Origin of the sequence: Haematobacter genomosp. 1 (assembly GCF_002196855.1) — a bacterium.
GTDB lineage: Bacteria > Pseudomonadota > Alphaproteobacteria > Rhodobacterales > Rhodobacteraceae > Haematobacter.
This window is the reverse complement of the sequence record NZ_NIPW01000005.1, coordinates 60,931-86,543: the sequence shown is the minus strand read 5'-3', so window position 1 is coordinate 86,543 and position 25,613 is coordinate 60,931. Positions and strand designations below refer to the sequence as shown.

Here is a 25,613-nt window from a genome sequence, read left to right as displayed (position 1 = left end):
TGACAGGGTTTGCGACGGAGGACTTCCATGCTTTACGAACTTCGTACCTATCGGCTTCGGCCGGGCACGGCACCGCGCTATCTCGACCTTCTCCGGCGGGAGGGATTGCCGCTGGTGACCCGCCATCTGCCGCTCCTCGGCTACTGGATGACAGAGACCGGACGGCTCAACGTGATCCACCATCTCTGGGCCTACGAGGGTTGGAACGACCGGGCTGCCTGCAGGGCGAGCCTCGGGACGGAGAAAGCCTGGGGCGAAGGGTTCATCCCGCGCGCCTTCGTGGATGTCGTGGCGCAGGAGAACCTGTTTCTGACCACGGAGCGGACGGCGCCCGCCTTTGATACCGCCGTGGCCAACCGCCGCACGGAATATCCTGTGGAAACAGCCGAGATGCCGCTCTTCTCCGCCGATTGCGGGGCGCTGGCCCTCTCAGATGCGCCGCTCGCCGAAGACGCTGACGCCATCGCCGTGTTTCGCGTCCAGTCGGGAGAGCGTCCGGGGAGCGTGGTGACGCTCTGGCCAGCGCGCGCGGGACTTCACATTGCTCCGGGCGCGGCCGCCCGGCACGAAATCATCCGGCCGCTCGGCTTTTCGCCGCTCTGATGGCCAAGGGAGGACAGATGAAAACTCAAGTCTGCATTATCGGCGGCGGTCCTTCCGGCCTGTTGCTGTCGCAAATCCTGCATCGCGCGGGCATCGACACCGTCGTGTTGGAACGCAAGAGCCGGGACTACGTGCTCTCCCGCATCCGCGCCGGCGTTCTGGAGCAAGGCACCTGCGAGATGCTGCGCGAGGCAGGTGTCGGCACCCGCATGGATGCCGAAGGCTATGTCCATGACGGCACGATCTTTGCCGCGGGCGGGCGTCAGATCCACATCGACTTCAAAAAGTTGGTGGACAAGAGCGTCATGATCTACGGTCAGACGGAAGTGACCCGCGATCTGTATGAGGCACGCGACGCCATGGATGGGGTCGTCGTGCATGACGCGGACGGTGTGACTATCCACGACGCAGACAGCAACGCCCCCTATGTCACCTACGTCAAGGATAGCACGGAGCACCGCGTGGACTGCGATTACGTCTGCGCCTGCGATGGCTTCCACGGCGTCGGCCGCAAGACCATCCCGGAAGGTATCCGCAAGGAATACGAGCACGTCTATCCCTTCGGTTGGCTGGGCATTCTCTCCGAAACGCCGCCGCTGCTCGATGAGTTGGTCTATGCGCGTCATGAGCGCGGGTTCGCGCTCTGCTCCATGCGGAACGCTCATCTGAGCCGTTACTACCTTCAAGTGCCGCTGACCGACCCGATCGAAAGCTGGACCGATGAGCGTTTCTGGGATGAACTGAAGCGCCGCCTTCCTGAAGAGTTGGCGGACAAACTGGTCACCGGCCCCTCCATCGAGAAATCCGTGGCCCCCCTTCGCAGCTTCATCAGCGAGCCCATGCGCTGGGGCAGGCTGTTCCTTGCGGGAGACGCGGGTCACATCGTGCCCCCCACCGGCGCGAAGGGCCTGAACCTGGCCGCATCCGACGTCTATTACCTGTCACGCGCTCTCAAATCCCGCTATGCGGGCGAGGGAGAGGCGCTGCTCGACGGTTACTCCGAAACCGCGCTGGCACGGGTGTGGAAGGCTTCCCGCTTCTCCTGGAGCATGACGCGGATGCTCCACAGCTTCCCGGAGGAAGGCGAATTCCTCAAACGGATGCAGGAGACCGAACTGGATTACCTTGCCGGTTCACGCGCATTCCAGACCTCCATCGCCGAGAATTACGTGGGCCTCCCCTACTGATATTCCCGGTCCGGGGCACATCGCCTTTCCTGGCCCCGGCTGGACAGAGAGGCTTTCTGAGGCTATCACGGCGGAAACCAAAGGTTTCACGCCGTGGATCAGATTTCTCATCAGCATCTGCCGGACGCACCGGATCGAGGGGAGCCGTTCGACCTCGCCCGTTGCATTGGTGCCATCACGACAAGTCTCTCCAACAAACTGTCGAGCGGTGCGTCGCATGAATATAGACGGCTGTTCGACTTCGGTGTCGTCGAATGGCGGGTGCTCTGTCAACTTGCCGCCGAGCCATGGTCCATCGGGGCGCATCTTTCCAACAGCATCGGATTGGACAAGGCTTCCATCAGCCGGAGTCTTAGCCTCCTTGCCGACCGCGGGCTGATCGAGATGCGGGAGGGCGACGGTCGGCGGCGCGAAGCCGCCCTCACCGAAGCGGGTTGGGCCATGCACCGGCAGGTGCTTACCGTCGCGCGTGCGCGGGAGGCCGCGTTGCTCACGGGGTTTTCCGGCGAGGACGTCAATACGCTCCTCAGCTTGCTGAACCGCCTGCTCGCCAATCTGCCGGAGGTGGAGGCGGACGGGGCGCGGCGGATGAACGGCGAGAAATAGGGGGGCAGGCCCGCAGACCTGCCCTCACCCTCACCGTGCGCGGATAAACCAGGCTGCGGCTGCGGCGATCAATAGCGGCAGGGCAAAGATCGCCATCAGCGTCGAGAGCGTGACGCCCTGCCCGATTAGCCAACCGCCCAGAAGCGGCCCGATCACCGCGCCGAAGCGCCCGACGCCCATCGCCCAGCCGATCCCCGTGCTCCGCACCGCTGCAGGATAAAGCTCCGCAGCAAGACCATAAAACGCGTTGAACCCCCCATTCGTCGCCATCCCGGCGAGGAACGCCATCGTCAGCGTCATTGCGAGCGGCATGGAAAGCGCGCCAAACAAGGCGATCAGGCAGGCCGCGATCATCATGGTGATCGTGGTCACACGCGGCAGGCCGTGCCGGCTCCCGAGCCAACCCACTATGAGCGTGCCGACGAAGCCGCCAAGGTTGAACAGCGCACCCGCATAGATCGCCCGATCCAGCGGCAGCCCGGCACGAACGGAAAGCTGCGTGATCCAGGAGACGACGAAGTAGAAGGTCATGAAACCCATGAAGATGCCGAGCCAGAGGCAGAGCGTCCCGATCTTGCGACCGCCGCCGAACACTTCGCCCGCGTCATAGGTGCGCGTTGCGGCAGGCTTGGGAGGCAGGCGGTCCAGCACCTCCTCCCCCAGCCGGGCCCGGAGCCTGTTCAGCCGCGCAAGCGCATTGCGTGGCTGTTTTCGCATCAGATAGTCTTGGGATTCCGGCAGGATCAGGAAGATCACCGGGATGACGATGAGCGAGATGGTTCCCGCCCCCAACAGCATGAAGCGCCAGCCGTGCACGGGCAACAGATGCGCGCTGAGCAGGCCTGTCGTCACGGCGCCCAGCGGGTAGCCGGCAATGGCCATGCTGACCACCAGCCCCCGACGTGCCGGTGGCGCGAAATCCGCAGCAATCGCTGTCACGCCCGCCAGAATGGCGCCGATGCCGATACCGATGACGAACCGGGCCGCCACAAGCTCTGTCAACGTCTGTGCGAAACTGCTGATCAGCATGCAAAGGGTGATGATGCTCAACATGCCGAGGATCAGCGGCCGTCGTCCCCATTTGTCCGCCAGCGGCGCAACGAAGAGGCAGCCGATCGTCATGCCCGCGAGGCTCGCGCTGAAGACGATGCCGAGGTTTTCCGGTGTCAGGCCCCAATCCGCTGCCAATACAGGCGCGATATAGGACATGATGACGATATCCATCCCGTCCAGCGCGTTCAGCAGAAAGCTCAACGCCACCACGGCGATGCGAACGGGCGTCCAGCCGATATCGACAGCAGCCATCCCCGGGCGCGCGGCAGGCGACGAAAAGTCAGCGCTGCTCATGCCTTGAGCTCATGCGATATCGCGCGGGCCGCTAGGCCTGCGGTGCAACTCCTCCACAACACGGATTTCCTCCCTCAAGGACCGCAATATATGTTGCGATCCCTACTATATCGGTGTTGTGAAAGCAACATTGAACGCTGCGTCAGTCCATCCGCCCTGTTTCCTGCGAGCGGACATGCCAGGACAGCGCTTCTTCCAGCACATGCGGCGTATGACCGCTCCGCGTCAGAGCGCGGGCATAATAGTCCTCGATCCGCGGGCGCCATGCGGGATGAACACAATTGGCGATGATTACCCGCGCCCGCTCCCGCGGGGCAAGACCGCGCAGATCGGCCAGGCCCTGTTCGGTCACCAGAATGTCCACGTCGTGCTCGGTATGATCGACATGGCTGACCATCGGCACAACGCAGGATATGCTGCCACCTTTTGCGATGGATTTCGTCACGAAAACAGAGAGGTAGGCGTTCCGGGCAAAGTCGCCAGAGCCCCCTATGCCGTTCATCATCTGCGTCCCGGTTACATGGGTCGAGTTGACGTTGCCATAGATGTCGAACTCCAGCGCCGTGTTGATGGCGATGATCCCCAGACGCCGAACGACCTCCGGGTGGTTGGAGATTTCCTGCGGGCGAAGCAGAAGTTTCGGTTTGAACTCCGCAAAGCGCGGGAGCATCTGCGCATATTTCCGGGCGGAAAGGGTCACCGAGGAGCCGGAGGCAAAGGTCATCTTGCCGGCATCCATCAGGTCGAAGGTCGAGTCCTGCAGGACCTCGGAATACATCTTCAGATCATGGAACGGTGTATCCAGAAACCCGTGCAGCACAGCATTTGCGATGGTGCCGATCCCTGCCTGAAGCGGAGCGAGCCGCTCGTCAAGTCGCCCCTGCCGCACCTCATGCATCAGAAACTCGGTGAGGTGACCCGCAATGGCGCGCGTATCCTCATCGGGGTCGAGGATGGTGGATGAGCTGTCCTGCTTCTCCGTCAGGACGATAGCCGCGATCTTTTCCGGCGGGATCGGGATATATGGCAAGCCCACGCGGCTTTCGGGCGTGACGACGGGGATGGGCATGCGGTTGGGGCGATAGCTTGGTATATAGATGTCGTGAAGCCCCTCCAGCCCGACCGGCTGGCTCAGGTTGATCTCCACAATCACTTTCGGCGCGAGAATGGCGAAGGAGGCGGAGTTCCCAACCGATGTCGTGGGCACCACCCCGCCATTCTCGGTGATGGCAACCGCTTCGATCACCGCTATGTCCACACCGGGGATCTGGCGATTTCTGAGCTGTTCGACGGTTTCGGAGAGGTGTTGATCTATGAACATCACCTCTCCCGCATTGATTTTTTTCCGCAGGAAAGGATCGGACTGGAAAGGTATGCGCCGGGAGATGGCATGAGCTTCGGCTAGGGTCTTGTCCAGATCGTTGCCAAGACTCGCGCCCGTCATCAGGGTGATCTGCAAAGGCTCCTTGCGCGCGCGCTCGGCAAGCGCAAGCGGCACGGCCTTTGCCTCTCCAGCCCGCGTAAAACCCGACATGCCGAGCACCATGCCATCCCCGATAAGCCGCGCAGCCTCCTCAGCCGACATGATCCGGTCACGAAGGCCAGCATGGCGTATCCGATCATCGAGGTTATGGGTCATGGGCTCCTCCTGACATGGCTCATTTGAAAAGTGCTAAGTGGCGGGGGCAAGAAACTCAATCTGAGGCAGCCATGCAAAGTTTGCATGGCTACGCCGAAAAGCAAACGGCCCCGACAGCAACCGGGGCCGAAAACAAGGTCATGCCGTCCTGTGATACGTCAGCGATAGACGCGAACCACGCTGAGCGAGAGGGCCAGTGCCCCGACAAGGCCAACCGCCGCGAAGATGAAGAACCCCCACGGATGGCCAAGACCAAGCCCCACCAGCATACCGCCAAGGAGCGGCCCCATGATGGCACCGAGACGACCGACCCCTGCCGAGAGGCCGATAGCCGTCGCGCGGACTTCCGGAGGATGGTTCGCGGCGGTGAAGGCATATACCAGCACCTGCGCCGAAAACACGAAGCAGCCCGTGAGGAACACCACCGGATAGAGCAGCGAAAGCGGCATACGGATCGCCAGCAGCGCGAGCAGAACGGCACCGGCGAAGAACCACAGGCAGGCCGCGCGCTTCAGCCCGATCGCGTCACCGACGCGCCCGGCGACAATGAGCCCCACGATCGCCCCGACGTTCAGCAGGAGCAGGAACCACAGCCCGCGTTGCAGCCCATAGTCCGCCGCCACCATCAGAGCGGGAAGCCAGGTGTTCAGACCGTAAACCAGCAGCAGCCCCATGAAGGAGGTCACCCAGATCGCGAGGCTGTTGCGCAGAAAGCCGGGGCCGATCAGTTTGCCGGGCGAGACGCGCTCCGCCTTCGGCGGGGGTTCCGACAGGGTCAGACCATAGGCGTCGGCGATGCGCTCGGCCTCTGCCCGCCGTCCTTGCGACAGAAGGAACGCCGGGGACTCAGGCAGCCATTTCATCATGAGCGGGATGAGCACGAAACCCGGAATCGCCCCTGCCAGAAACATGGCGCGCCAGCCGAACGGCGCAAGCAGAATAAGACCAAGGATCGCCGTCGCCACCGCGCCCACGTGATACCCGGTCATCACCGTGGTGCTCGCCTTGCCCGCCTTGCCGCGGGAGAACTCCGTCACCAGTGCGATGGCCGTCGGCAGGCACCCGCCCAGACCAAAGCCAGCGAGGAAGCGGAACGCCCCGAGCTGGAATGGCGTCGCGGCGATGGCGCACCCCAGCGTCATCACCGAGAAAAATCCCACCGCCCAGAGCATCGCCTTGCGCCGGCCGATCCGGTCAGTCGCCCAGCCGATGGAAAGCGCCCCCAACGTCATGCCGACAAGGCTCGCCGTCGAGATCGCGGTAGCTTGAGCCGTACTCATCCAAGGCCCGGCGGGATCGGTCATCGTCGGGATAAGCGCACCCAGGACGACCAGATCGAACCCGTCCAGCACGACCGCTGCCCAGCAGAGTATCGCCACCATGCCCAGACCGCGCGAGGCGGTCGAATCTTTTGTCATAGTCATGTCTCCCCTCGATCCCCTGCCGCGCTCCTCAGAAACGCACGGTGGTCGGACCTGCGCCATGGCGCCGCATTCATCCGAAAGATGGAGGGTTCGGTAATGGATCACACGCTTCCGGGCAATTCTGGAACAGGAAGCGCCTGCATTTCAGGCGATAATTAAGAAGTTACCGGCATCCCCCATAACACCAAGGTAATAACTAGCTGCCGGACGGATTATTGATACCGCAACATATGGGAAGCATGAGCACGCAACCGCATCAGCCGCGAATCATCCGTTGCCGAGAATCGCGACAACATACGACTGGGTTTCCTGATATGGCGGCACGCCACCATGCTGTTCCACAGCGCCCGGCCCGGCGTTGTACGCCGCCAGCGCCAGCCGCCAGTCCCCAAACCGCTCGAACATCCGGCGCAGGTAACGGGCCCCTCCTTCGAGGTTCTGATGCGGGTCGTTGACGTCCACGCCCAGCAGCACCGCAGTATCCGGCATAAGCTGCGCCAGCCCCGTTGCACCCTTGTGGGAAACCGCCTGCGGATTCCAACCGGATTCACGCTGCACAAGGCGAAGGAACAGGTCCTCCGGCACATTGTGCTTGCGCGCCGCGCCGCGGGCGACCGCCAGATATTGGCCTTTGTAATTTCCCGCATACTTGGGAAGTGTAGGTGCCTTGCGATCCACGGTCTTTGGCTGAAGCCGCGTGGAGCTCTGGTATTGATCGGAGAGGCGCGTATCCAGAAGCCGGGTCTGGCTCTGGAAAAGCTGCATTCGGGATTTGGTTGACCGTGTTGCGGTCAGCCCTTCTGCCGCAACCGTACTTGCACCGCCCAGCATCACCGCAACCGCAGTGAGCGTCATGACTGTGTGACGCATATTCAGATGTCCCCCGCTCGGGTTCTTCTTATCGGTCGCAATCTTAGTAATAATCTTCGCCCTGACCAGCGGAAATCTGCAGGAGCGCAATAGTCGGTTGGCCTCCCCCCCTCGTCGCGGTTATGTGGAGCAAGCAATGAATCGGAGGCGAAATGGCGGGTTCGGTCAACAAGGTTATTCTGGTCGGCAATCTGGGCCGCGACCCGGAAGTCAGGAGCTTTCAGAACGGCGGCAAGGTCTGCAACCTGCGGATCGCCACCTCGGAGAATTGGCGCGACCGGCAATCCGGTGAGCGCAAGGAACGCACGGAGTGGCACACAGTCGCAATCTTCTCCGAACCGCTGGTCAAGATTGCCGAGCAGTATCTCCGCAAAGGGTCCAAGGTCTATATCGAGGGCCAGCTTGAAACACGGAAGTGGCAGGACCAGTCAGGTCAGGACCGCTACTCCACCGAGATCGTCCTGCGCCCGTTCCGCGGTGAGCTGACGCTTCTCGACGGTCGCGGCGAGGGCGGAAGTGGTGGAGGCGGCGGAAGCCAGGGCGGCGGCTACGATGGCGGCTACGACGAGGGTCCCTCGTACGGCGGTCAGGGCGGTGGTCAGGGCGGAGGGCGTTCGGGCGGTGGCTACGGCGGCGGACGGTCCAACGATCTTGACGACGAAATTCCTTTCTAAACAATTAGATATACCACCATTTTCAAGTGGTATGTGAGAATTGTTGAGATTTTGAGAAGCGAATGCGGCGCATGCCTTGAGGGTCGGAGGGGATACCGCCGGCTCTCAAGGCGGCATTTCAGCCCTTCCGCCACAAGCTCACCGCTCACATAAAATCCGCTATCCGCATCCGTCATCAGCACTACGAGGAAATCCGGCCCGACCGCCCTAAGCTGCGTATCCTGCACGGCACGTGTTAGGCGGGGCGTTCCCCGTCATCGATGCTTGAAGTTTCGAAGAGGCGAAACCGCTTCCGCCATTATGGGGGCATAGACGCGGGGGCCGCGATCGCCAGCCGTGCTAAGCACCGGGGGAGCCGGGGGGATGGGGGAATAGCATGGACCGCAAGCGCACGCCGAACACTATCCCTTTGCACACCCAACGCTCCATCCCCGATGGCGGAGCAGGTCAGGCAAAACAAGGCCGGACTTGATGCCTCGCCCGACCGGAGTGCCGCGGGTGTCGCCTGACAGAGTTCCCATCCCAGCTTGCACGACAGGGCCACAGGAGGAAGCGCCATGATCGACAAACTCGAGATGTTCATCGCTTTGGCCAACGAGCGACACTTTGGGCGCGCAGCAGAGGCCGTGGGCGTAACGCAGCCGACGCTCTCCTCCGCCATCCGGCAGTTGGAGGATATCCTTGGCGTGCAACTGGTGCGTCGTGGTGCCCGATTCGAAGCGCTGACGCCGGAGGGGGAGCGCGTCTATGAACGGGCGCTCGTCATCGTCGGGGATGTGCGGGCCATGCGGGAGGAGATGCGCGCGGCCCGGATCGGCTTGTCAGGCGAGTTGCGGATCGGGGTCATCCCCACCGCGCTGCCCATGGTTCACCGGCTGATCGCGCCCTATAGCGAGCGTCACCCGGAGGTGACGTTCCGCATTCTCTCCCGCGCCGCAACGGAGATCATGGAGGAGATCGACCGGCTCGAACTGGATGCAGGCATCACTTATACCGGGGACAGCAAACGTCACCTCGAAATCCCGCTTTATGAAGAGGACTACTGTCTCCTCGTGGCCGCCGATGCCGAAGAGGCGGGCCGGGACAGCATAAGCTGGGCGGAGGTGGGACGCCTGCCACTCTGCCTGCTGACCACCGACATGCAGAACCGCCGGATCATCGACCGTCTGCTGGACGCGGCAGGCACCCCGGCCCGCCCGATCGTCGAGTCGAATTCCACCATCGTTCTGGCGAGCCACGTTGCCACGGGTCGTTGGGCCTCCGTCATGCCGGTGCTGATTGCGGAAAGCCTTGGGACCGGGCGCGGGCTTGTCGCCATTCCCATCCGCCGGTCCCGGGCTGGCAATCCGGGGCGGATGGTGGGCCTGATCGTGGCGCGGCGGGATCCGCACAGCCCGACCGTGAACGCGCTTCTTACGGAAGCGAGAACGCTGGTTGATAGAAAACTCCTATAGCTCCACGGAAAGTCGGAATTGATCGGGCCCCCATGATGCCTAGAATGGCGCTTGAGGGAGGAGCCGATGCAAGCACTCAAGCCAGCCGCGCCCATTGCCGATCTGGAAGCCCAGATGGCCGCGATCATCGCAAATCATATTGGGCGGGAAGGCCCGTTGCTGGCGCTTCTGCATGAGGTTCAGGAAAGCTTCGGCTTTGTTCCTGATGGCGCCGTACCGCTGATCGCGGAGGCGCTCAATCTCAGCCGTGCCGAGGTTCATGGCGTTGTCAGTTTCTATCACGACTTCCGCAAGGCTCCTGCCGGGCGGCACGTCCTGCGACTGTGCCGGGCGGAAGCCTGTCAGGCGGTGGGCGCAGACGCTTTGGGCGATCATGTTCGCCGGGCGCTTGGCATCGACTGGCATGGCACGACGCCGGACGGGGCCGTGACGCTGGAGCCCGTGTTCTGCCTCGGCCTGTGCGCCTGCGGCCCGTCCGCGCAAATCGACGGGCGGTTGGTCGCGCGGGCAGATGAGTCGCTGATGGATGGCATCATCGCGGAGGCACGGGCATGAGGATTTATGTCCCGAGAGACGCTGCTGCGAAGGCGCTTGGTGCGGACAAGGTGGCTGCCGCGGTCCTCGCGGAAGCGGCGCGGCGCGGGTTGCAGGTGGACCTGATCCGTAACGGATCCCGCGGCATGATTTGGCTTGAGCCGCTGGTGGAGATTGTCACCGACCTTGGCCGCATGGCCTTCGGCCCCATGGAACCGGGCGATGTGGCCCGGCTGTTTGATGCGCCGGACAGCCATCCGAAGGCCCTTGGCCTGACGGAAGAACTGCCGTGGATGGTGCGCCAGACGCGGCTGACATTCGCGCGTGTCGGCGTCATCGACCCGCTGTCTCTCAAGGAGTACGAACTTCATCACGGGCTGAACGGGTTGAAGCGTGCCCTCTCCATTACGCCCGCGGAGGTGGTGAAGGAGGTGACGGACTCCGGCCTTCGGGGCCGCGGCGGTGCAGGCTTTCCGACCGGCATCAAGTGGAAGACCGTTCATGACGCGCCCGGCTCCCGGAAATACATCGTCTGCAACGCCGATGAGGGGGATAGCGCCACATTCGCGGACCGGATGCTCATGGAAGGCGATCCCTTCTGTCTGATCGAAGGTATGACCATCGCGGGCATCGCCGTGGGTGCAACGCGCGGATATCTCTACACCCGCTCCGAATATCCTGACGCGATAGAGATGATGGAGTCCGCCATCCGCGTGGCGCGGGCCGAAGGTCTGCTTGGCCCGAACGTGCTGGGATCGGGCCATGCCTTCGACATGGAGGTCCGCACGGGTGCGGGCGCCTATGTCTGTGGCGAGGAAACCTCGCTCCTGAACAGTCTCGAGGGGAAGCGCGGGACGGTTCGGGCCAAGCCGCCACTCCCGGCGCTTGAGGGTTTTCTGGGCCGGCCGACCGTGGTCAACAACGTCATATCGCTCGCCTCCGTGCCCATCATCATGGATCGCGGCGCGGCGTTCTACCGGAACTTCGGCATCGGACGCTCGCATGGCACCATGCCTCTTCAGATCGCCGGGAATGTCCGGCATGGCGGGCTGTTCGAGACGGCCTTCGGCCTCACGCTGGGCGAAATCGTTGAGGATATCGGCGGAGGCACCCGCACCGGCAGGCCGGTCAAGGCCGTGCAGATCGGTGGACCTCTCGGCGCCTACTTTCCACGCGATCTCTTCGATACCCCATTCGGCTACGAAGAATTCACGGCGGCGGGTGGTCTCATCGGCCATGCGGGGCTGACCGTGTTCGACGACAGTGCCGACATGCTGAAACTCGCCCGCTTCGCGATGGAATTCTGCGCCATCGAGTCCTGCGGCAAATGTACCCCCTGCCGCATCGGAGCGGTTCGGGGCATGGAGACGCTGGACCGGATCGCCGCAGGAGATGCGGCGGCCATGCCGGTTCTGGCATCGCTCTGCGACACGATGAAGGCAGGCTCGCTCTGCGCGCTCGGCGGCTTCACGCCCTATCCCGTCATGTCCGCAGTCACCCATTTTCCCGATGACTTCGCACTTCAGAAGGAGGCTGCGGAATGATTGCCCTCATCGCGCGATGGCTCGGCCTCGTGGCCCCTGTTCCTGTGCGCATCCCCACCCGCAACCGCCGCATCGGAGACAGGTCATGAAGGATTTCATCATCCCCGATGATCGCGATTTCGGCACCCCCCGGTCAAAGTCGAAGACGATGGTCAGCCTGACCATCGACGGGTTCGAAGTGACGGTGCCGGAGGGCACCTCGATCATGCGGGCGGCTGCCGAAATCGGCATTACCGTGCCCAAGCTGTGCGCCTCCGACAATCTGGAGGCCTTTGGCTCCTGCCGGCTGTGTCTGGTGGAGATCGAGGGTCGGAACGGCACGCCTGCTTCCTGCACCACGCCGGTGGCACCGGGCATCAAGGTAAAGACCCAGACCGGACGCCTGAAGGACCTGCGGCGCGGGGTGATGGAGCTTTACATCTCCGACCATCCGTTGGATTGCCTGACCTGCGCCGCGAACGGAGATTGCGAGCTGCAGGACATGGCCGGTGCAGTCGGCCTGCGCGAAGTGCGCTATACCGCGCCCAAGGGCGGCATGGCCACGCATTTCGCCCGCAACACATCCGGCGAGGCCAATCCGCAATGGCTCCCCAAGGACGAATCGAACCCGTATTTCACCTATGATCCCGCGAAGTGTATCGTCTGCAACAGGTGCGTGCGCGCCTGCGAGGAGGTGCAGGGAACCTTCGCCCTGACCATCACCGGGCGCGGCTTCGACAGCCGGGTAGCGGCGGGTGCCGCAGGCGACAGCTTCCTCACCTCCGATTGCGTATCCTGCGGAGCCTGTGTGCAGGCCTGCCCGACGGCAACGTTGCAGGAGAAATCCGTCATCGAAATCGGCACGCCCGACCGCTCCATCGTGACGACCTGCGCCTATTGCGGTGTCGGCTGTCAGTTCAAGGCGGAGATGCGGGGCGACGAGCTGGTCCGCATGGTGCCATGGAAGGAAGGCAAGGCGAACCACGGCCATTCCTGCGTGAAGGGCCGGTTCGCATGGGGCTACGCCACGCACCCGGACCGCGTCCTGTCACCCATGATCCGCGAAACCATCAACGACCCGTGGCGCGAAGTGTCGTGGGAGGAGGCGATGACCTTCGCGGCGGCTCGGCTGAAGGGCATCCAGCAGCGGTACGGCCGGAATTCCGTCGGCGTCATCACCTCCTCCCGCTGCACGAACGAGGAAACCTACCTCGTGCAGAAGCTGACCCGCGCCGTTTTCGGCAATAACAACACCGATACCTGCGCCCGTGTCTGCCATTCGCCCACTGGCTACGGGCTCGGCCAGACCTTTGGCACCTCTGCGGGGACGCAGGATTTCGACTCGGTCGAGGCTGCGGATGTGATCGTGGTGATCGGCGCCAATCCGGTTTCCGGCCATCCCGTGTTCGCCAGCCGGATGCGGAAGCGGCTGCGGCAGGGCGCGAAACTCATCGTGATCGACCCGCGCCGGACAGAGATGGTGGAGGGTCCGCATGTGAAGGCGGACCACCATCTCCCCCTCCGGCCCGGGACCAACGTGGCCGTCGTCACCGCCATCGCCCATGTGATCGTGACCGAAGGGCTGGTAAACGAGACTTTCGTCCGTGAGCGCTGCGACTGGGACGAATACGAGGATTATGCCGAATTCGTCTCCGACCCGCGCCACAGCCCCGAGGCGACGGAGGCGCTGACCGGCGTTCCGGCGGCAGAGCTCCGCGCGGCGGCCCGGCTCTATGCCACGGGTGGAAACGCGGCGATTTATTACGGACTGGGCGTGACGGAGCACAGCCAAGGGTCCACCACCGTCATCGGCATAGCGAACCTCGCCATGCTGACCGGAAACATCGGGCGTGAGGGCGTAGGCGTAAACCCCCTCCGCGGTCAGAACAACGTTCAGGGTTCCTGCGACATGGGCTCGTTCCCGCATGAACTGCCGGGCTACCGCCATGTGAAGAACGCCGACGCGCGGGCGATCTATGAGACGGAATGGGGAGTGTCCATAGACCCCGAGCCGGGCCTGCGCATCCCGAACATGCTGGACGCGGCGGTTGAGGGTGGTTTCAAGGGACTTTACTGTCAGGGTGAGGATATCCTGCAGTCGGACCCTGACACGAAACACGTCTCTGCCGGGCTGGCGGCGATGGAATGCGTTATCGTCCACGACCTGTTCCTGAACGAGACGGCGAACTACGCGCATGTCTTCCTGCCGGGTTCCTCCTTCCTTGAAAAGGACGGCACCTTCACCAACGCTGAACGCCGGATCAACCGCGTGCGCAAGGTGATGGCACCGAAGGCGACCTATGCGGATTGGGAAGTCACCCAGATGCTGGCGAATGCCATGGGGGCGGATTGGCGCTACACCCACCCCTCCCAGATAATGGCGGAAATCGCCCGCACCACGCCGACCTTCACCGGCGTCAGCTATGACCGGCTGGACTGGATGGGGTCCGTGCAGTGGCCCTGCAACGATGAGGCCCCCGAGGGCACGCCGATCATGCATGTGGACCATTTCGTGCGCGGCAAGGGCAAGCTTATCCGCACCGAATACGTGGCAACGGATGAACGGACCGGGCCGCGTTTCCCCCTGCTCCTGACCACGGGGCGGATCCTCAGCCAGTATAACGTCGGTGCACAGACCCGGCGGACGGCCAACACCGTCTGGCACGCGGAGGATGTGCTGGAGATCCATCCCCACGACGCGGAGGTGCGCGGCATACGGGAGGGAGACTGGGTCCGGCTTGCGTCCCGCGCCGGAGAGACGACCCTCCGGGCGGAGCTGACGGATCGGGTAAGTCCGGGTGTGGTCTATACCACCTTCCACCACCCCGAAACTCAGGCTAACGTGATCACGACCGACTATTCCGACTGGGCCACTAACTGTCCGGAATACAAGGTGACGGCTGTGCAGGTGGCGCCCTCCAACGGGCCGAGCGCCTGGCAGGAGGAATATGCCGCTCTGGCGGAACGCTCCCGCCGCGTTCTGCCAGCGGCGGAGTGAGTGAGGGGTCATGAGCAATACGGACGAACGGCTGGTCCGCATGGCGAACCAGATCGCGCTTTTCATGGAAACCAAGCCCCCGGAAGAAGCGGCCATCGGCTTGGCTTCACATATCAACGATTATTGGGAGCCGCGCATGCGATCACGGCTTCTGACCCTTGCCAAGGAACCCGAGGGTGATGCGCTGCGCGCCCTTGTCCGGGAAGCGCTGCCGGCGATCCGCAAGCCTGCAGCCGAGCGGGTCTGAATGGTCGGCACAGGGCTGCCTGCGGTCATCCTAGCCGGGGGTCTGTCGCGGCGGATGGGCGGGGGCGACAAGGCCCTCAGACGTCTAGGGGGCGGAACACTCCTTTCACATGTGATCACACGCTTGGGCGCGCAGGCGTTTCCATTGGCACTGAATGCCAACGGAGACGCCAAGCGTTTCGACGTTGACCTGCCGGTTCTCGCCGACAGCATTTCCGACCATCCGGGGCCGCTTGCGGGCATACTGGCCGGGATGGAATGGGCGGCCGCCAGAGAGGCCGACTGGATCGTCACAGCGGCCTGCGACACACCCTTCCTGCCGGCCGATCTGGTTGCGCGGCTTCGGGCGCGGCAGGAGGAAACCCGCGCCGCCGTGGTCCTTGCGGCCAGCGGATACGACGGCAGGCCCGTTGCCCATCCCACCTTCGGCCTGTGGTCCACCGCGCTCGCCCCTGCCCTGCGCCGGGATATCACGGAGGGCACCCGCCGTATCCGTGATGTGGCAGAACGCGCCGGGATGGTGCTTGTCATGTTCGACGGCGATCCATTCTTCAACGTCAACACTCCCGAAGATTTGGATGAAGCCCGCCAACGGCTCGCGGCGTGCCCGGTATGAGGGTGTTCGGCATCACCGGCTGGAAGAACAGCGGGAAGACCGGGTTGATGGAACGGCTCGTCACGGAATTCACCCGCGTCGGCTACCGCGTCTCCACGCTGAAGCATGCCCATCACGACGCCGACGTCGATGAGCCGGGCCGGGACAGCTATCGCCACCGGGCAGCCGGGGCGGAGGAGGTGCTGCTTTCCACCTCGCAACGCTGGGCGTTGATGCATGAGCTGCGGGGTGCGGCGGAACCCTCCCTCGCGGATCACCTTGCCCGATTGGCGCCTGTTGACATCGTGCTGGTGGAGGGCTGGAAGCGTGATGCGCACCCCAAGATCGAATGCCACCGGGCGGAGACGGGAAATCCCCTGATCCAGCCCGGCGATTCAACGATCCGGGCCGTGGCGAGCGACAGCCTCCCTCCCGGCAGCCTTGCGGTTCCCGTGCTTGATCTGGACGACACCGCCGCCATCGCCGCCCTCATCCTCAGGGAGACGGAACCGCAAACGACACCCGCCCTATCGCCGCCCTTCCCCAGTCAGCGCAGCATCCGCCGCCTGCGGTTCGGAGACGATCAGGTCAGCGAGGGAGAGCGTGTTCTGCCCGCGGAAACGGCGGTCGCCCTGTCCTATAACGGGTCGACGCAGGCGGTGATGATGGCAACGCCGGAGGACCTGCACGACTTCGCCCTGGGCTATTCCCTGACCGAAGGCATCGCCCGTCCCGCTGAAATCGAGCGGATCGAGGCTGTCGCAACCTCCCGTGGGATCGACCTTCAGATCTGGCTGGCCCCGGGGGCCGAGGCCCGGCAGGTGGCCCGGCGGCGGCAGAGCTTCGGTCCGATGGGATGCGGTCTTTGCGGGATCGAGAGCCTTGAGGAGGTGCTGCGGGACGTGCCCCGCGTCGCGACCCCGCCGTGGACCGTGAGGGCGGAAGACATCGCCCCTGCGGTGGCGGGAATCGGGGCGCAGCAGCGGCTCCGCGCGCAGAGCGGTGCTCTCCATGCGGCCGCCTTCTGGCAACCTGCGCGGGGTATCGTCATGGTGCGGGAGGATGTCGGACGCCACAATGCGCTCGACAAGCTCTGCGGGGCGTTGAAGACGGCCAATATGGATCCGGCCTCGGGGGGCGTGGTGATGACAAGCCGCCTCTCCATCGACCTCGTGCAGAAATGCGCAATGCTGGGTGCCCCCCTGCTCATTGCCGTCTCCGCCCCTACCGCAGAAGCGGTGGCACTTGCGGAGCGGTCCGGTATCACGCTCATCACCCTCGCGGGAGCGGCGGGATGCGATGTCTGGAGCCATCCGGGGCGGGTGACAGAACCTGCCTTGCCGGATCCGCTCCGATGACAATGCCTGCGTGCATCGGCCCGGTCTCCCTCTCCGTGGCGGAAGCGGCGGCAAGGGCACTCGCCCAACCCGTGACCGGAGTGGAACGGGTTCCGCTGGCTGCGGCCAAGGGCCGAGTTCTGGCGGAGCCGCTTCTCTCCCCGCTGGACCTGCCGCGTTTCGACCTTGCCGCGATGGATGGTTATGCACTCGCCGGGGATGCGGCGGCGGGGGCCATAGTGGAGAATGCGCTGCCCATCCGAACCGGTGCCCCGCTCCCGCCCGGAACGGACCGGGTGGTTATGCTGGAAGACGTGGAGCATCGAACCCCCGGCATCCGCTGTCGCCGCCCCCCCGCGATGTGGGAGAATGTGCGCCGCGCAGGATCCGAGCTTAGCCTCGGCGACGCCGTGTTGAGCGCGGGGATCCGCATCACACCCGCCGCAGCCCTCGCGGCGGCCATGGTCGGCGCCGACACGCTTTCCCTTCGGCGGCGGGTCCGCGTGGGGTTCTTCTGCACCGGAAACGAAATCGCGCCTCCCGGCGCTTCCCTCGCGCCCGGGCAGGTCTGGAACGCAAACCGCCCCTTTCTTCTGTCCACACTCGCCCGCACAGAGGTCGATCTTCAGGATGCCGGCGATCTCCCCGACGATCCGGCTGCGATCACGGCCGCTCTCACCGATCTGGCGGGATGCGACTTGATCGTCACCACCGGCGGGTCTTCTGTCGGAGAGGCTGACTATATGGCGGAGGCTTTCCGTCGGGCGGGCGGGCGGTTCGCGGTGCGTGGCGTAGCCCTCAAGCCCGGAAAGCCGGTCATGATCGGACAGATCGGCGCAGCTCTCTGGCTCGGTCTGCCGGGGACGCCGGTTGCTGCCTTCACCTGCTGGCATCTGTTCGGCGAGCCGTTGCTGCGCACGCTGGCGAGCCTGCCGATGGTCGAGCGTCGCACCGAAACCGCCGCCTTCGCCGCCTTCCCCCGCTGCGGTCGGTCGGAGGTCGTGCTGGTGCGGCTGATGCAGGGCGTGGCACAGGCGCTCCCACTCCTGCCCACCGCCACCGCGATCGCGGATGGCCTCGCGATTCTGCCCGACACGGGTTCAGAGCTGCATCCGGGCGATGCCGTCACCGTCCTGCCCGTCTAGCCGAGCCGCCGCGCCTTCAACTGTCGTGCGCCCTCTGTCTCAGCGCGTGGCGGAAGTTCCGCGATCAGCAATGCCTCCCCCGCCCCGGCAGAGGCCAGGATCATCCCATCGGGCGCCACGATCACCGAGCCGCCGCCATAAGTCAGCCCTGCTTCCGTTCCCGCATAATTGGCATAGGCAATGGCCACACCCGACTCCGCCGCCCGCGCGCGCACGAGAATTTCCGGCACATGGGAGAAACCTGCTGGATTGGCGGTGGGGACGAGCAACATCTCCACACCCTGCACCGCCAAGGCCCGTGCATGTTCGGGAAATTCGATGTCATAGCAGATCAGCAGCCCGGCAGACCGATCCTCCAGTGAAAACGTCTCGTAGTCGTCTCCCGGAGCAAATGTCCGCGTCTCATCCGGCCCATAGGGCTGGATTTTGCGGTAATGCGCGCGCACCGCGCCATCCGCATCAAAGAACGTCGCCGCGTTCCACAACCGGCCTTCCGCCCGCTCGGCCCAGCCGACCACCAGGCCCGCCCCCGCTGCACGTGCCAGAGCGGAGAGCCGCGCCCGCCAACCAGCGCCATCCGCCTCGCTCACCTGCGAATGAAGCTCGAAACGGTTGTAGCCCGGCAGGTAAAGCTCCGGCGCTACCAGAACATCTGCCCCGGCAAGCGCTGCGGCACGGAGTTGGGCTTCGAGACGGCGAAAGGCGGCCTCCACATCTCCGTCGGTCGGCGGCGCCTGATAGACGGCGAGTTTCATGGGCTTTCCTCCCGAGCGAAATTTTGAGCATAGTTCTGCCACGAGACAGGCGCTCTGGCCAGCAGCGGCGCGCAGGACAGCACAAGGCAAGACCGATGACCCTCCTCGACACCGACACCCAGCCGGGCGTAAGCGCCTTCGGCCCGGACTTCCCCTTCGCTTATGATGACTGGCTGGATCATTCCTCCGGCCTCGGGGCGATACCGGAGGAGCGGTATGGAACGCAGGTCGCGGTGATCGGCGCGGGGGCTGCGGGAATCGTCGCGGCCTATGAGCTGATGAAGCTCGGCCTGCGGCCTGTGGTCTACGAAGCCGCGCGCTTCGGGGGCAGGCTCAGGTCCGAGCCTTTCGAGGGTGCGGACGGCATCGTCGCGGAACTGGGCGGCATGCGTTTTCCCGTCTCGTCCCGCGGATTTTATCATTATATCGACCTTCTGGGGCTGGAAAGCCGCCCGTTCCCCAACCCCTTGACCCCGGCCGCAGGGTCCACGGTCGTCGATCTGGAAGGGGAGACGCATTATGCCCGGACACTCGCCGATCTGCCCCCGCTCTACCATGAGGTCGCCGCCGCCTATCGCGACGCGCTGGAGGAGCATGCCCGCTTTTCCGACCTGCAGGCCGCCATGCGCGACCGCGACGCGGCACGGCTGAAAGAGCTTTGGGATCCGCTGGTGCGGGACTGGGACGAACGGACCTTCTACGATTTCGTCGCCTCCTCCTCCGCCTTCTCCCGCCTCGGCTTCCGGCACCGGGAGGTCTTCGGGCAGGTTGGCTTCGGCACAGGGGGCTGGGACAGCGATTTCCCGAATTCGATGCTCGAAATCCTGCGCGTCAATCTGGCCGAACTGGATGACAACCAGCGGTTCATCGTGGGCGGGGTGGAGCAGATGCCGCAGCAGCTCTGGCGTCACCCGCCGGAGCGGCTGGCACATTGGCCCCGTGGCACGACGCTCGCCTCCCTGAACGGGGGCGCGGCGCGGGGCCGCGTCATGGCGATTTCCCGGTCGCCCGCGGGCGATCTTCGCATCCGGGATCGCTGGGGGCGGGAGGATGATTACCCGGCCGTGATCGTCACCTGTCAGAGCCACCTTCTCACCACTTCCATCAGCGTGGACGAGACGATCTTCGACCAGAAGCTGTGGATGGCGCTGGACCGCACGCGCTACATGCAGGCCGCCAAGACCTTCGTCATGGTGGATCGTCCGTTCTGGCGCGACATCGACTCCGACACCGGGCGAGAGCCACTGTCGATGACCCTGACCGACCGTATCACCCGCGGAACCTATCTTTTCGACAACGGCCCCGATCAGCCGGCGGTGATCTGTCTCAGCTATTCATGGATGACAGACGCGCTGAAGGTGCTGCCGCTGTCCTGTGAACGGCGTGTGGAGCTTGCGCTTGCCGCACTGAAACAAATCTATCCGACGACCGATATCGCCAGCCATATCGTCGGCCAGCCGATCTGCGTGAGCTGGGAGGCCGACGAAAACTTCCTCGGCGCGTTCAAGGGCGCGCTTCCGGGCCACTATCGCTACAATCACCGGATGTATGGACATTTCATGCAAGCCGGCCTGCCTGCCGCCCAACGCGGCATCTTCCTTGCGGGTGACGGGATAAGCTGGACGCCGGCCTGGGTCGAAGGTGCGGTGCAGACCGCCCTGAATGCTGTCTGGGGGGTCATGACGCATCTTGGGGGTCAATCTCCGGCGGATAACCCCGGCCCGGGAGATATGTATCCGCGTCTGGGGCCGCTCCGCCTTGACGACTGATCTGAATGGGTCTTTCCGCGCGGATTAGTCTCTCTGCGAAAAGCGGTTGGGGATGCAAGGAAGGACCGCGAGCAATGCTGACCTTGATGAGAAACCGACAACCATCGGCGCGACGCACGGCGCTTGGGTGGATCCGCGCGCGGGCCCTCCAATCTGTCTGCCGCTTTTCATCGGGGCTGCGATCGGCCAAGGAAGCCTGCGACCGCTAGAGCGTCAGGCATCCGGCAAGAGCGCCGCGCAGGGCTGAGGTCGAACCGCGCAGCGGCAGTGCCCCTTGCGATACGCCGTTGACAGACAGCCCAACCGTCCCATCCCGGCCGGACAGTTGCCGCGCCAAGGCCCCTCCCGCGAGGCTGATGACATAAGCATCGGACGTTCCCCGCTGGCGGCTGGCCGGGCCGCCCAACACGCCCTCCGCGAACGCGAAGTCGATCCGAACGGTGGTTTCGCGCGGGCGCTCCCTGAAGACCACGGCAAGCCATGGCTGATCCCCGAGGCAGAAGGCGGAAATGGAGAAGATGTTTCCCGGCCCCGGCGATATGGCGACGGGCGGCAGCCCCTGGGTTCGGCGCAATTGCCAGCCCTGAGTCGCGGCGGGGCGTGCTGCGGCGGGACGATTGACCCCCGCGAAGGATCGGCGGATCTCGCAGCTTCTGCGTTGTGGAGGGCTGCAAAGCTGCCCGTTGATCCGGCGGACGACGGTCGTACCCTCCAGCCGCCAAGCTTCGGCATGGCCCGCATCGGCAGCAAAGTACCCGCCGGGCCCAGACAACCAGACTGTAACCGGACAGCCCGCGGTGCCACAGAAGAAACCGGCCACCCCCTCACAGGACAGATGGGCAAGATCGGTAACGTAGTCGGGACGCCCATCCCCATTCAGATCCGCCGCGACAAGATACCCCGCTTCAGCGACCGCCCGGCCGCCTGCCTTCTGACAAGCAGCCATATCCTCTGCCTGCACGCGGGCCACCTCGCGCGGGACAGTGCTGGCCACGGCGGTAAAGGGCACGAGCAGGGCCGCGAGAAACAGTAGCACGATCTTCATTTCATTTTCCCTCGGGTCGGGCCTGTGCGCAATCGGCGGGTTCGTCCGGGAAACTAGCCGCCCCGTCCCCATCGTCCAGCAAAGCATCGCCGAAACCCAGCAGCCGCGCGCCTGCAAGCCCGGCCACGCCAGCCCGCGCGATGTCGGGAGGAACGCCCGTCAGGTCCCCGTAAAGCGCCACAAGCCGTAAAATTCCGTCCCGCCACGCGGCGGCGAGCAGGGTGTCTGGCGCGTTCCGCACGTCTGCCGCAAAGGACAGGATCGGGCAGGTCCGCTCCGCAGGGCGGGGGCGGAGATAGAAGGCACGGAGCCGTTCCGTCACGTGACCCTCCCCCTCCGACGCTCCCCCGCGCCAGGCCTGTTCAGCCTCGGCAAAGGCCGCGGCGCAGGCCGCTGCGGCCAGCGCGTCCTTGCTGACAAAATGCCGGTAGAAACCGCCCTGCGTCATTCCCGCACGTCCCATGACCTCGGCAATACCCACCGCCGTCACACCACGCGCGCGAAACAGCGCCATCGCCGCAGCGAGGATCTGCTCTCGGTTCGCGGCCATCTTGCTTCGGCTGGATCGGGTCATGTGCCACCGTCCCGGTTGACAGCTTTGCGCATTTGGCGTTCGCTCATACTCTAAACTTGGAGGAGCCCGATGGAACCACTTTATCTGGAGGATATCGCGCCGGGGTTGCAGTTCCGCAGCGGCGAGCATCGCATGGAGACTGCGGATATCCGAAGGTTTGCCGCCGATTACGATCCCCAACCCTTCCATCTTGACGAAGAAGCGGGTCGTGCCTCCTTTTTCGGCGGGCTGGCGGCGAGCGGATGGCATACCGCGGCTGTCACGATGCGGCTCCTCGTCGGCGGCGGGGCACCGCTCGCAGGGGGGATCATCGGCGCGGGCGGCGAGATACGCTGGCCGCAGGCGACCCGTCCCGGCGACGTGCTTCATGTGGAATCCGAAGTGCTTGACGTCGCACCGTCCCGGTCGCGACCGGATCGTGGAATGATCACCTTGAGAAGCCGGACGCTCAACCAGAAGGGTGAGGAGGTACAGGTGCTCACCGCCAAGCTGGTCGTGTTCCGCAAGCCCGCCGATTGAGATCTTCAGTCGTGAAAACCGGCCCTGATGCGACGAAGCATCAGGGCCACACCCAACATGATGACCGGCACCAGCCCTGCCGTCAGCAGGGATTTTGGCAGATGCCACATCTCGGCGAAGGGCAGCAGGAGATATGAGGCGAGGCTCACCGCGTAATAGCTGATGGCGGCGATGGACAGACCCTCCACGGTGTGCTGCAGGCGCAGTTGCTGATCCGAGCGGCGGTCCATGCTGGCAAGCAGGGCCTGGCTCTGCGCGGAACGGCCGACATCCACCCGCGTGCGCAGCAGGTCACCCGCCCGCTCCGCGCGATCCGCCATGGAGGTCAGCCGCCTTTCTGCCGAACGCGCCGTACGCATGGCCGGGTCATAACGACGCTGCATGAACTCCGCGAAAGTCTGGTAGCCGGGTATCCGCTCCTCGCGAAGCGCAGTCACCCGATGATGAACGATCGCCTCATAAGCGCCCGTCGCGCCGAAGCGGAAGCTTTCGCCCGCGATCAGCCCTTCCAGCTCGGACGACACGGAGAGTAGCTGCCCCAGCGTTTCCTCTGCGCTCGTCCCGCCCGTGGCAAGGCCGGAGACGATGGCGGTGAGCCGCGCGTCGATCTCCGCCATCGGGGCCGCGATCCGCTGCGCCGCCGCAAAACCCAGAAGCGAGAGGGTGGCATAGAGTTCGATCTCGCACAGGCGCTGCAGCAACCGCCCCACACGTCGCGGCCCGGTGCCATGCTCCACGAAAAGCGCAAAGCGTGTATGGCCTGCCTCATCCAGGCGGAAATCGCTGGCCGCCACGGCATGACGGTCGATCACCCGCGCGGCGGCAAGGCTCTCGGCCACAAACCAGTTCGAGAGCTTCTGGGAAAGCGCGGCCTCCGTCTCCGGCATCTCCTCCACCCGGAAGCAGGCGGAAACGAGACGCAGCCCTGGGGCCGACGCCAACCACTCGGCCGGTATCAAGGCCTCTGGCGAAAAGGGCACGGCCCCGAGCCGCGGCATGATGACGGTATAACTGAATACCTCGGCATGGCTTTCCCACTTCAGCACCGCATCGCCGATCTGGCCGGTGAAATGGGTCGCACCGGGCGGCGGGGCGGGCAGGTCGTACCGGGCCAGCAATTCGGCAAGATGGGCCCGTTCGGCTGTCCGGTCACGCGGGCCGATGGGGCTTGCAGGCGTCAGCGCGATGTAGAATGCCTCCGCCGGCACCGGCACAGGGGGCGAGGGCCGCGCATGCAGCTCATCGCTCAAAGTACGGCGAAGCGGATGGTCGGCCAGTTCCGGCATTGGTATGTCCCTCTCTCCTGCCCCGACACTGACGCAGCGGGCAGAAGACGGCAATCCGCCCTTTAGCCGGGTTTTACGCCTTCATGCCCCGGCGCGCACGGCGTCGATCAGCAGGCCCACATGCCGCCGCCCCGCCTCCTCCGCGGCTTCGCCATTTCCCGAGAGCACGGCCTCCCGTATCGCGCGGTAGGACGACACATGCGCCGCGCGCGGAATGGCGGTGTAGGCGCGAATGAGATGGAGTTGCAGCTTCGGCAGGCTACGCCCCAGTTCGACGCTGCCGCCCGCCCGAAGCAACGCGCGGTGGAAGCGCGTCCTGAGTCGCGCATAATCCACGCCCTCGCTGTCGGGAGCAGCATCCAGCATCGCGGCCGTCTCCTCGGCAAAAGCAAGACGGATGCCGGGATCGCTCATCCGCTCGGCCGCCAGGCGGGCGTTCAGGCCCACCAGCGCCTCCGTGACGCGGAGAAGGTCGATCATCTCCTCCTGACCGGGGCGGCGGATGGTCGCGCCCTTGTGCAGCACGATATCGACCACCCCTTCGGCGGCGAGGCGGCGAAACGCCTCCCGCACGGTGGAGCGGCTGACACCGTGGCGCGCCATCACCTGCGCCTCTACCAATCGCTGCCCCATGACAAGGTCGCCATCATAGATCGCACGGATGATGGCACGGACAAGCATGTCCGGCGCGCCCTTTGCTTCCTCGCTGGCCATGTCGTCCTCCACATCGCGCTTCCGGTCCTAACCGAGCGCGTGCGTCGTGAAAAGGCATCAGTCGATCAGGGGAACCTGCGGGGCGGCTTCGCGGGGCAGCAGGCCGGACAGGCGTGGATCGTCGAGCACCTCGACCCGGATCTCCACGGGCCGGAACCCCATCCGCTGATAAAAGGCCAGAGCGGAGGGATGGTCGAAATGGCAGGTGTGCAGCCACACCTTGCTCACCGGGTGCGACCAGGCGGCGGTGAGCGCCGCGCGCATCATCGGCTTGCCAAGACCGCGGCCGGTTTCCCCCTCCACCAGTCCGAAGAAGGCCAGTTCGCAAACACCCGGCGTGCGGAAGTTCAGCTCCACCAGCCCGATCGGCACACCGTCCCGCAGCAGGTGGAACAGCTCCACCTCCGGGTGGGAGAGCGTGGCTGCCAGCGTTTCGTCCGGCATCTTCAGCCGGGACACCCACAGCAGGTTCTGCCCGATCGCCCGGAACAGCGTGCGGTACTCGGCAGGAGCGGGCGGGGCGATCTTCTGGAACGTGACGCCCTGCGGCCAGTCCGGCGACGCGACGGGAGGAGGGGACGTCATCTCCAGCCAGGTCACCACTGTCGCCAGCTTGCCTTTCGGCACGGGGGTATAGCCATCCTCGAGTGTGCCGGTCATCACCTGCTCCGCTACTCTCCATCACGCGGCCGGAGTGAGCCGGGGCGCCAGCGTTGTCAAGCGGAGGCGCCGCCTGTGTCATGTGCATTGCCTGCCCGTCGCGCCGGGT

24 protein-coding genes are annotated in these 25,613 nt (G+C 64.7%); 14 read left to right on the top strand and 10 right to left on the bottom strand.

Features of this window, described 5'->3' with window-relative positions:
- Positions 1-27 precede the first annotated feature (27 nt).
- The 3 genes from CDV49_RS02550 to CDV49_RS02540 all read left to right on the top strand — a co-directional run bounded on the left by CDV49_RS02550 (position 28) and on the right by CDV49_RS02540 (position 2,396).
- Positions 28-603 carry an NIPSNAP family protein gene (locus CDV49_RS02550; RefSeq protein ID WP_088214014.1) on the top strand — a complete coding sequence of 192 codons (576 nt, stop codon included), beginning with the start codon at positions 28-30 and terminating at the stop codon, positions 601-603.
- Between the two features lie 17 nt (positions 604-620).
- Entirely contained in the window at positions 621-1,790 is a 1,170-nt protein-coding gene (gene pobA / locus CDV49_RS02545; RefSeq protein ID WP_088214013.1) for a 4-hydroxybenzoate 3-monooxygenase, read from the top strand.
- 93 nt (positions 1,791-1,883) lie between these two features.
- Positions 1,884-2,396: a MarR family winged helix-turn-helix transcriptional regulator gene (locus CDV49_RS02540; protein WP_088214012.1), complete on the top strand. Its 513-nt coding sequence runs from the start codon at positions 1,884-1,886 to the stop codon at positions 2,394-2,396.
- 30 nt (positions 2,397-2,426) lie between these two features.
- Here CDV49_RS02540 and CDV49_RS02535 read toward each other — a convergent pair whose 3' ends face one another.
- The 4 genes from CDV49_RS02535 to CDV49_RS02520 all read right to left on the bottom strand — a co-directional run bounded on the left by CDV49_RS02535 (position 2,427) and on the right by CDV49_RS02520 (position 7,676).
- Positions 2,427-3,743, bottom strand: coding sequence for an MFS transporter (locus CDV49_RS02535; protein ID WP_088214011.1), 1,317 nt, complete (start codon positions 3,741-3,743; stop codon positions 2,427-2,429).
- Between the two features lie 142 nt (positions 3,744-3,885).
- The gene (locus CDV49_RS02530) at positions 3,886-5,382 is read right to left on the bottom strand and encodes an acetyl-CoA hydrolase/transferase family protein (RefSeq protein WP_088214010.1); all 1,497 of its coding nucleotides are present in this window, start codon (positions 5,380-5,382) and stop codon (positions 3,886-3,888) included.
- A 158-nt stretch (positions 5,383-5,540) separates the two neighbouring features.
- Positions 5,541-6,800: an MFS transporter gene (locus CDV49_RS02525; RefSeq protein ID WP_218821870.1), complete on the bottom strand. Its 1,260-nt coding sequence runs from the start codon at positions 6,798-6,800 to the stop codon at positions 5,541-5,543.
- 273 nt (positions 6,801-7,073) lie between these two features.
- Entirely contained in the window at positions 7,074-7,676 is a 603-nt protein-coding gene (locus tag CDV49_RS02520) for a lytic transglycosylase domain-containing protein (protein WP_373447779.1), read from the bottom strand.
- Positions 7,677-7,828: 152 nt separating this feature from the next.
- Here CDV49_RS02520 and ssb point away from each other — a divergent pair, with 152 nt between their 5' ends.
- From ssb to CDV49_RS02475, 9 genes are all read left to right on the top strand, one after another.
- A complete protein-coding gene (ssb, locus tag CDV49_RS02515; RefSeq protein ID WP_088214008.1) occupies positions 7,829-8,350 on the top strand; it encodes a single-stranded DNA-binding protein in 522 nt (173 codons plus the stop codon).
- 557 nt (positions 8,351-8,907) lie between these two features.
- Complete coding sequence (locus tag CDV49_RS02510) at positions 8,908-9,804, top strand: LysR family transcriptional regulator (protein ID WP_088214007.1); 897 nt, start codon at positions 8,908-8,910, stop codon at positions 9,802-9,804.
- Between the two features lie 66 nt (positions 9,805-9,870).
- Positions 9,871-10,359: a formate dehydrogenase subunit gamma gene (locus CDV49_RS02505; protein WP_088214006.1), complete on the top strand. Its 489-nt coding sequence runs from the start codon at positions 9,871-9,873 to the stop codon at positions 10,357-10,359.
- Positions 10,356-11,882, top strand: a complete 1,527-nt coding sequence (locus tag CDV49_RS02500; RefSeq protein ID WP_088214005.1) for a formate dehydrogenase beta subunit — start codon at positions 10,356-10,358, stop codon at positions 11,880-11,882. Before CDV49_RS02505 ends, CDV49_RS02500 begins: the two co-directional genes overlap by 4 nt.
- A gap of 85 nt (positions 11,883-11,967) precedes the next feature.
- Positions 11,968-14,859: a formate dehydrogenase subunit alpha gene (gene fdhF, locus CDV49_RS02495; RefSeq protein ID WP_088214004.1), complete on the top strand. Its 2,892-nt coding sequence runs from the start codon at positions 11,968-11,970 to the stop codon at positions 14,857-14,859.
- Between the two features lie 40 nt (positions 14,860-14,899).
- Positions 14,900-15,106 (top strand): formate dehydrogenase subunit delta, encoded by a 207-nt coding sequence (locus CDV49_RS02490; protein WP_218821869.1) that lies wholly within the window; start codon positions 14,900-14,902, stop codon positions 15,104-15,106.
- Positions 15,107-15,721: a molybdenum cofactor guanylyltransferase MobA gene (mobA, locus tag CDV49_RS02485; protein WP_088214002.1), complete on the top strand. Its 615-nt coding sequence runs from the start codon at positions 15,107-15,109 to the stop codon at positions 15,719-15,721.
- Complete coding sequence (gene fdhD, locus CDV49_RS20640; RefSeq protein ID WP_088214001.1) at positions 15,718-17,058, top strand: formate dehydrogenase accessory sulfurtransferase FdhD; 1,341 nt, start codon at positions 15,718-15,720, stop codon at positions 17,056-17,058. Before mobA ends, fdhD begins: the two co-directional genes overlap by 4 nt.
- Complete coding sequence (locus tag CDV49_RS02475; protein ID WP_179209097.1) at positions 17,055-18,182, top strand: molybdopterin molybdotransferase MoeA; 1,128 nt, start codon at positions 17,055-17,057, stop codon at positions 18,180-18,182. The genes fdhD and CDV49_RS02475 overlap by 4 nt, the downstream gene beginning before the upstream one ends.
- Here CDV49_RS02475 and CDV49_RS02470 read toward each other — a convergent pair.
- Positions 18,179-18,937 (bottom strand): nitrilase-related carbon-nitrogen hydrolase, encoded by a 759-nt coding sequence (locus CDV49_RS02470; protein WP_088213999.1) that lies wholly within the window; start codon positions 18,935-18,937, stop codon positions 18,179-18,181. The two genes, CDV49_RS02475 and CDV49_RS02470, sit on opposite strands and share 4 nt — an antisense overlap.
- A 95-nt stretch (positions 18,938-19,032) precedes the next feature.
- On the opposite strand from CDV49_RS02470, the gene CDV49_RS02465 reads away from it, so the two are divergent.
- Positions 19,033-20,706, top strand: a complete 1,674-nt coding sequence (locus CDV49_RS02465) for a flavin monoamine oxidase family protein (protein ID WP_088213998.1) — start codon at positions 19,033-19,035, stop codon at positions 20,704-20,706.
- A 205-nt stretch (positions 20,707-20,911) separates the two neighbouring features.
- On the opposite strand, the gene CDV49_RS02460 is transcribed toward CDV49_RS02465, so the two are convergent.
- Both CDV49_RS02460 and CDV49_RS02455 read right to left on the bottom strand, forming a co-directional pair.
- On the bottom strand, positions 20,912-21,751 hold the full coding sequence (locus CDV49_RS02460) for a hypothetical protein (protein ID WP_088213997.1): 840 nt from the start codon (positions 21,749-21,751) through the stop codon (positions 20,912-20,914).
- 1 nt (position 21,752) lies between these two features.
- Positions 21,753-22,301: a TetR/AcrR family transcriptional regulator gene (locus CDV49_RS02455; protein ID WP_218821868.1), complete on the bottom strand. Its 549-nt coding sequence runs from the start codon at positions 22,299-22,301 to the stop codon at positions 21,753-21,755.
- 93 nt (positions 22,302-22,394) lie between these two features.
- Between CDV49_RS02455 and CDV49_RS02450 the strand changes: the two genes are divergently transcribed.
- On the top strand, positions 22,395-22,844 hold the full coding sequence (locus CDV49_RS02450) for a MaoC family dehydratase (protein WP_088213995.1): 450 nt from the start codon (positions 22,395-22,397) through the stop codon (positions 22,842-22,844).
- A 5-nt stretch (positions 22,845-22,849) separates the two neighbouring features.
- On the opposite strand, the gene CDV49_RS02445 is transcribed toward CDV49_RS02450, so the two are convergent.
- The 3 genes from CDV49_RS02445 to CDV49_RS02435 all read right to left on the bottom strand — a co-directional run bounded on the left by CDV49_RS02445 (position 22,850) and on the right by CDV49_RS02435 (position 25,504).
- On the bottom strand, positions 22,850-24,130 hold the full coding sequence (locus tag CDV49_RS02445) for a DUF3422 family protein (protein ID WP_088213994.1): 1,281 nt from the start codon (positions 24,128-24,130) through the stop codon (positions 22,850-22,852).
- A gap of 81 nt (positions 24,131-24,211) precedes the next feature.
- Positions 24,212-24,844 carry a GntR family transcriptional regulator gene (locus tag CDV49_RS02440; RefSeq protein WP_088213993.1) on the bottom strand — a complete coding sequence of 211 codons (633 nt, stop codon included), beginning with the start codon at positions 24,842-24,844 and terminating at the stop codon, positions 24,212-24,214.
- 57 nt (positions 24,845-24,901) lie between these two features.
- Positions 24,902-25,504, bottom strand: a complete 603-nt coding sequence (locus CDV49_RS02435) for a GNAT family N-acetyltransferase (RefSeq protein ID WP_088213992.1) — start codon at positions 25,502-25,504, stop codon at positions 24,902-24,904.
- Between the last annotated feature and the right edge of the window lie 109 nt (positions 25,505-25,613).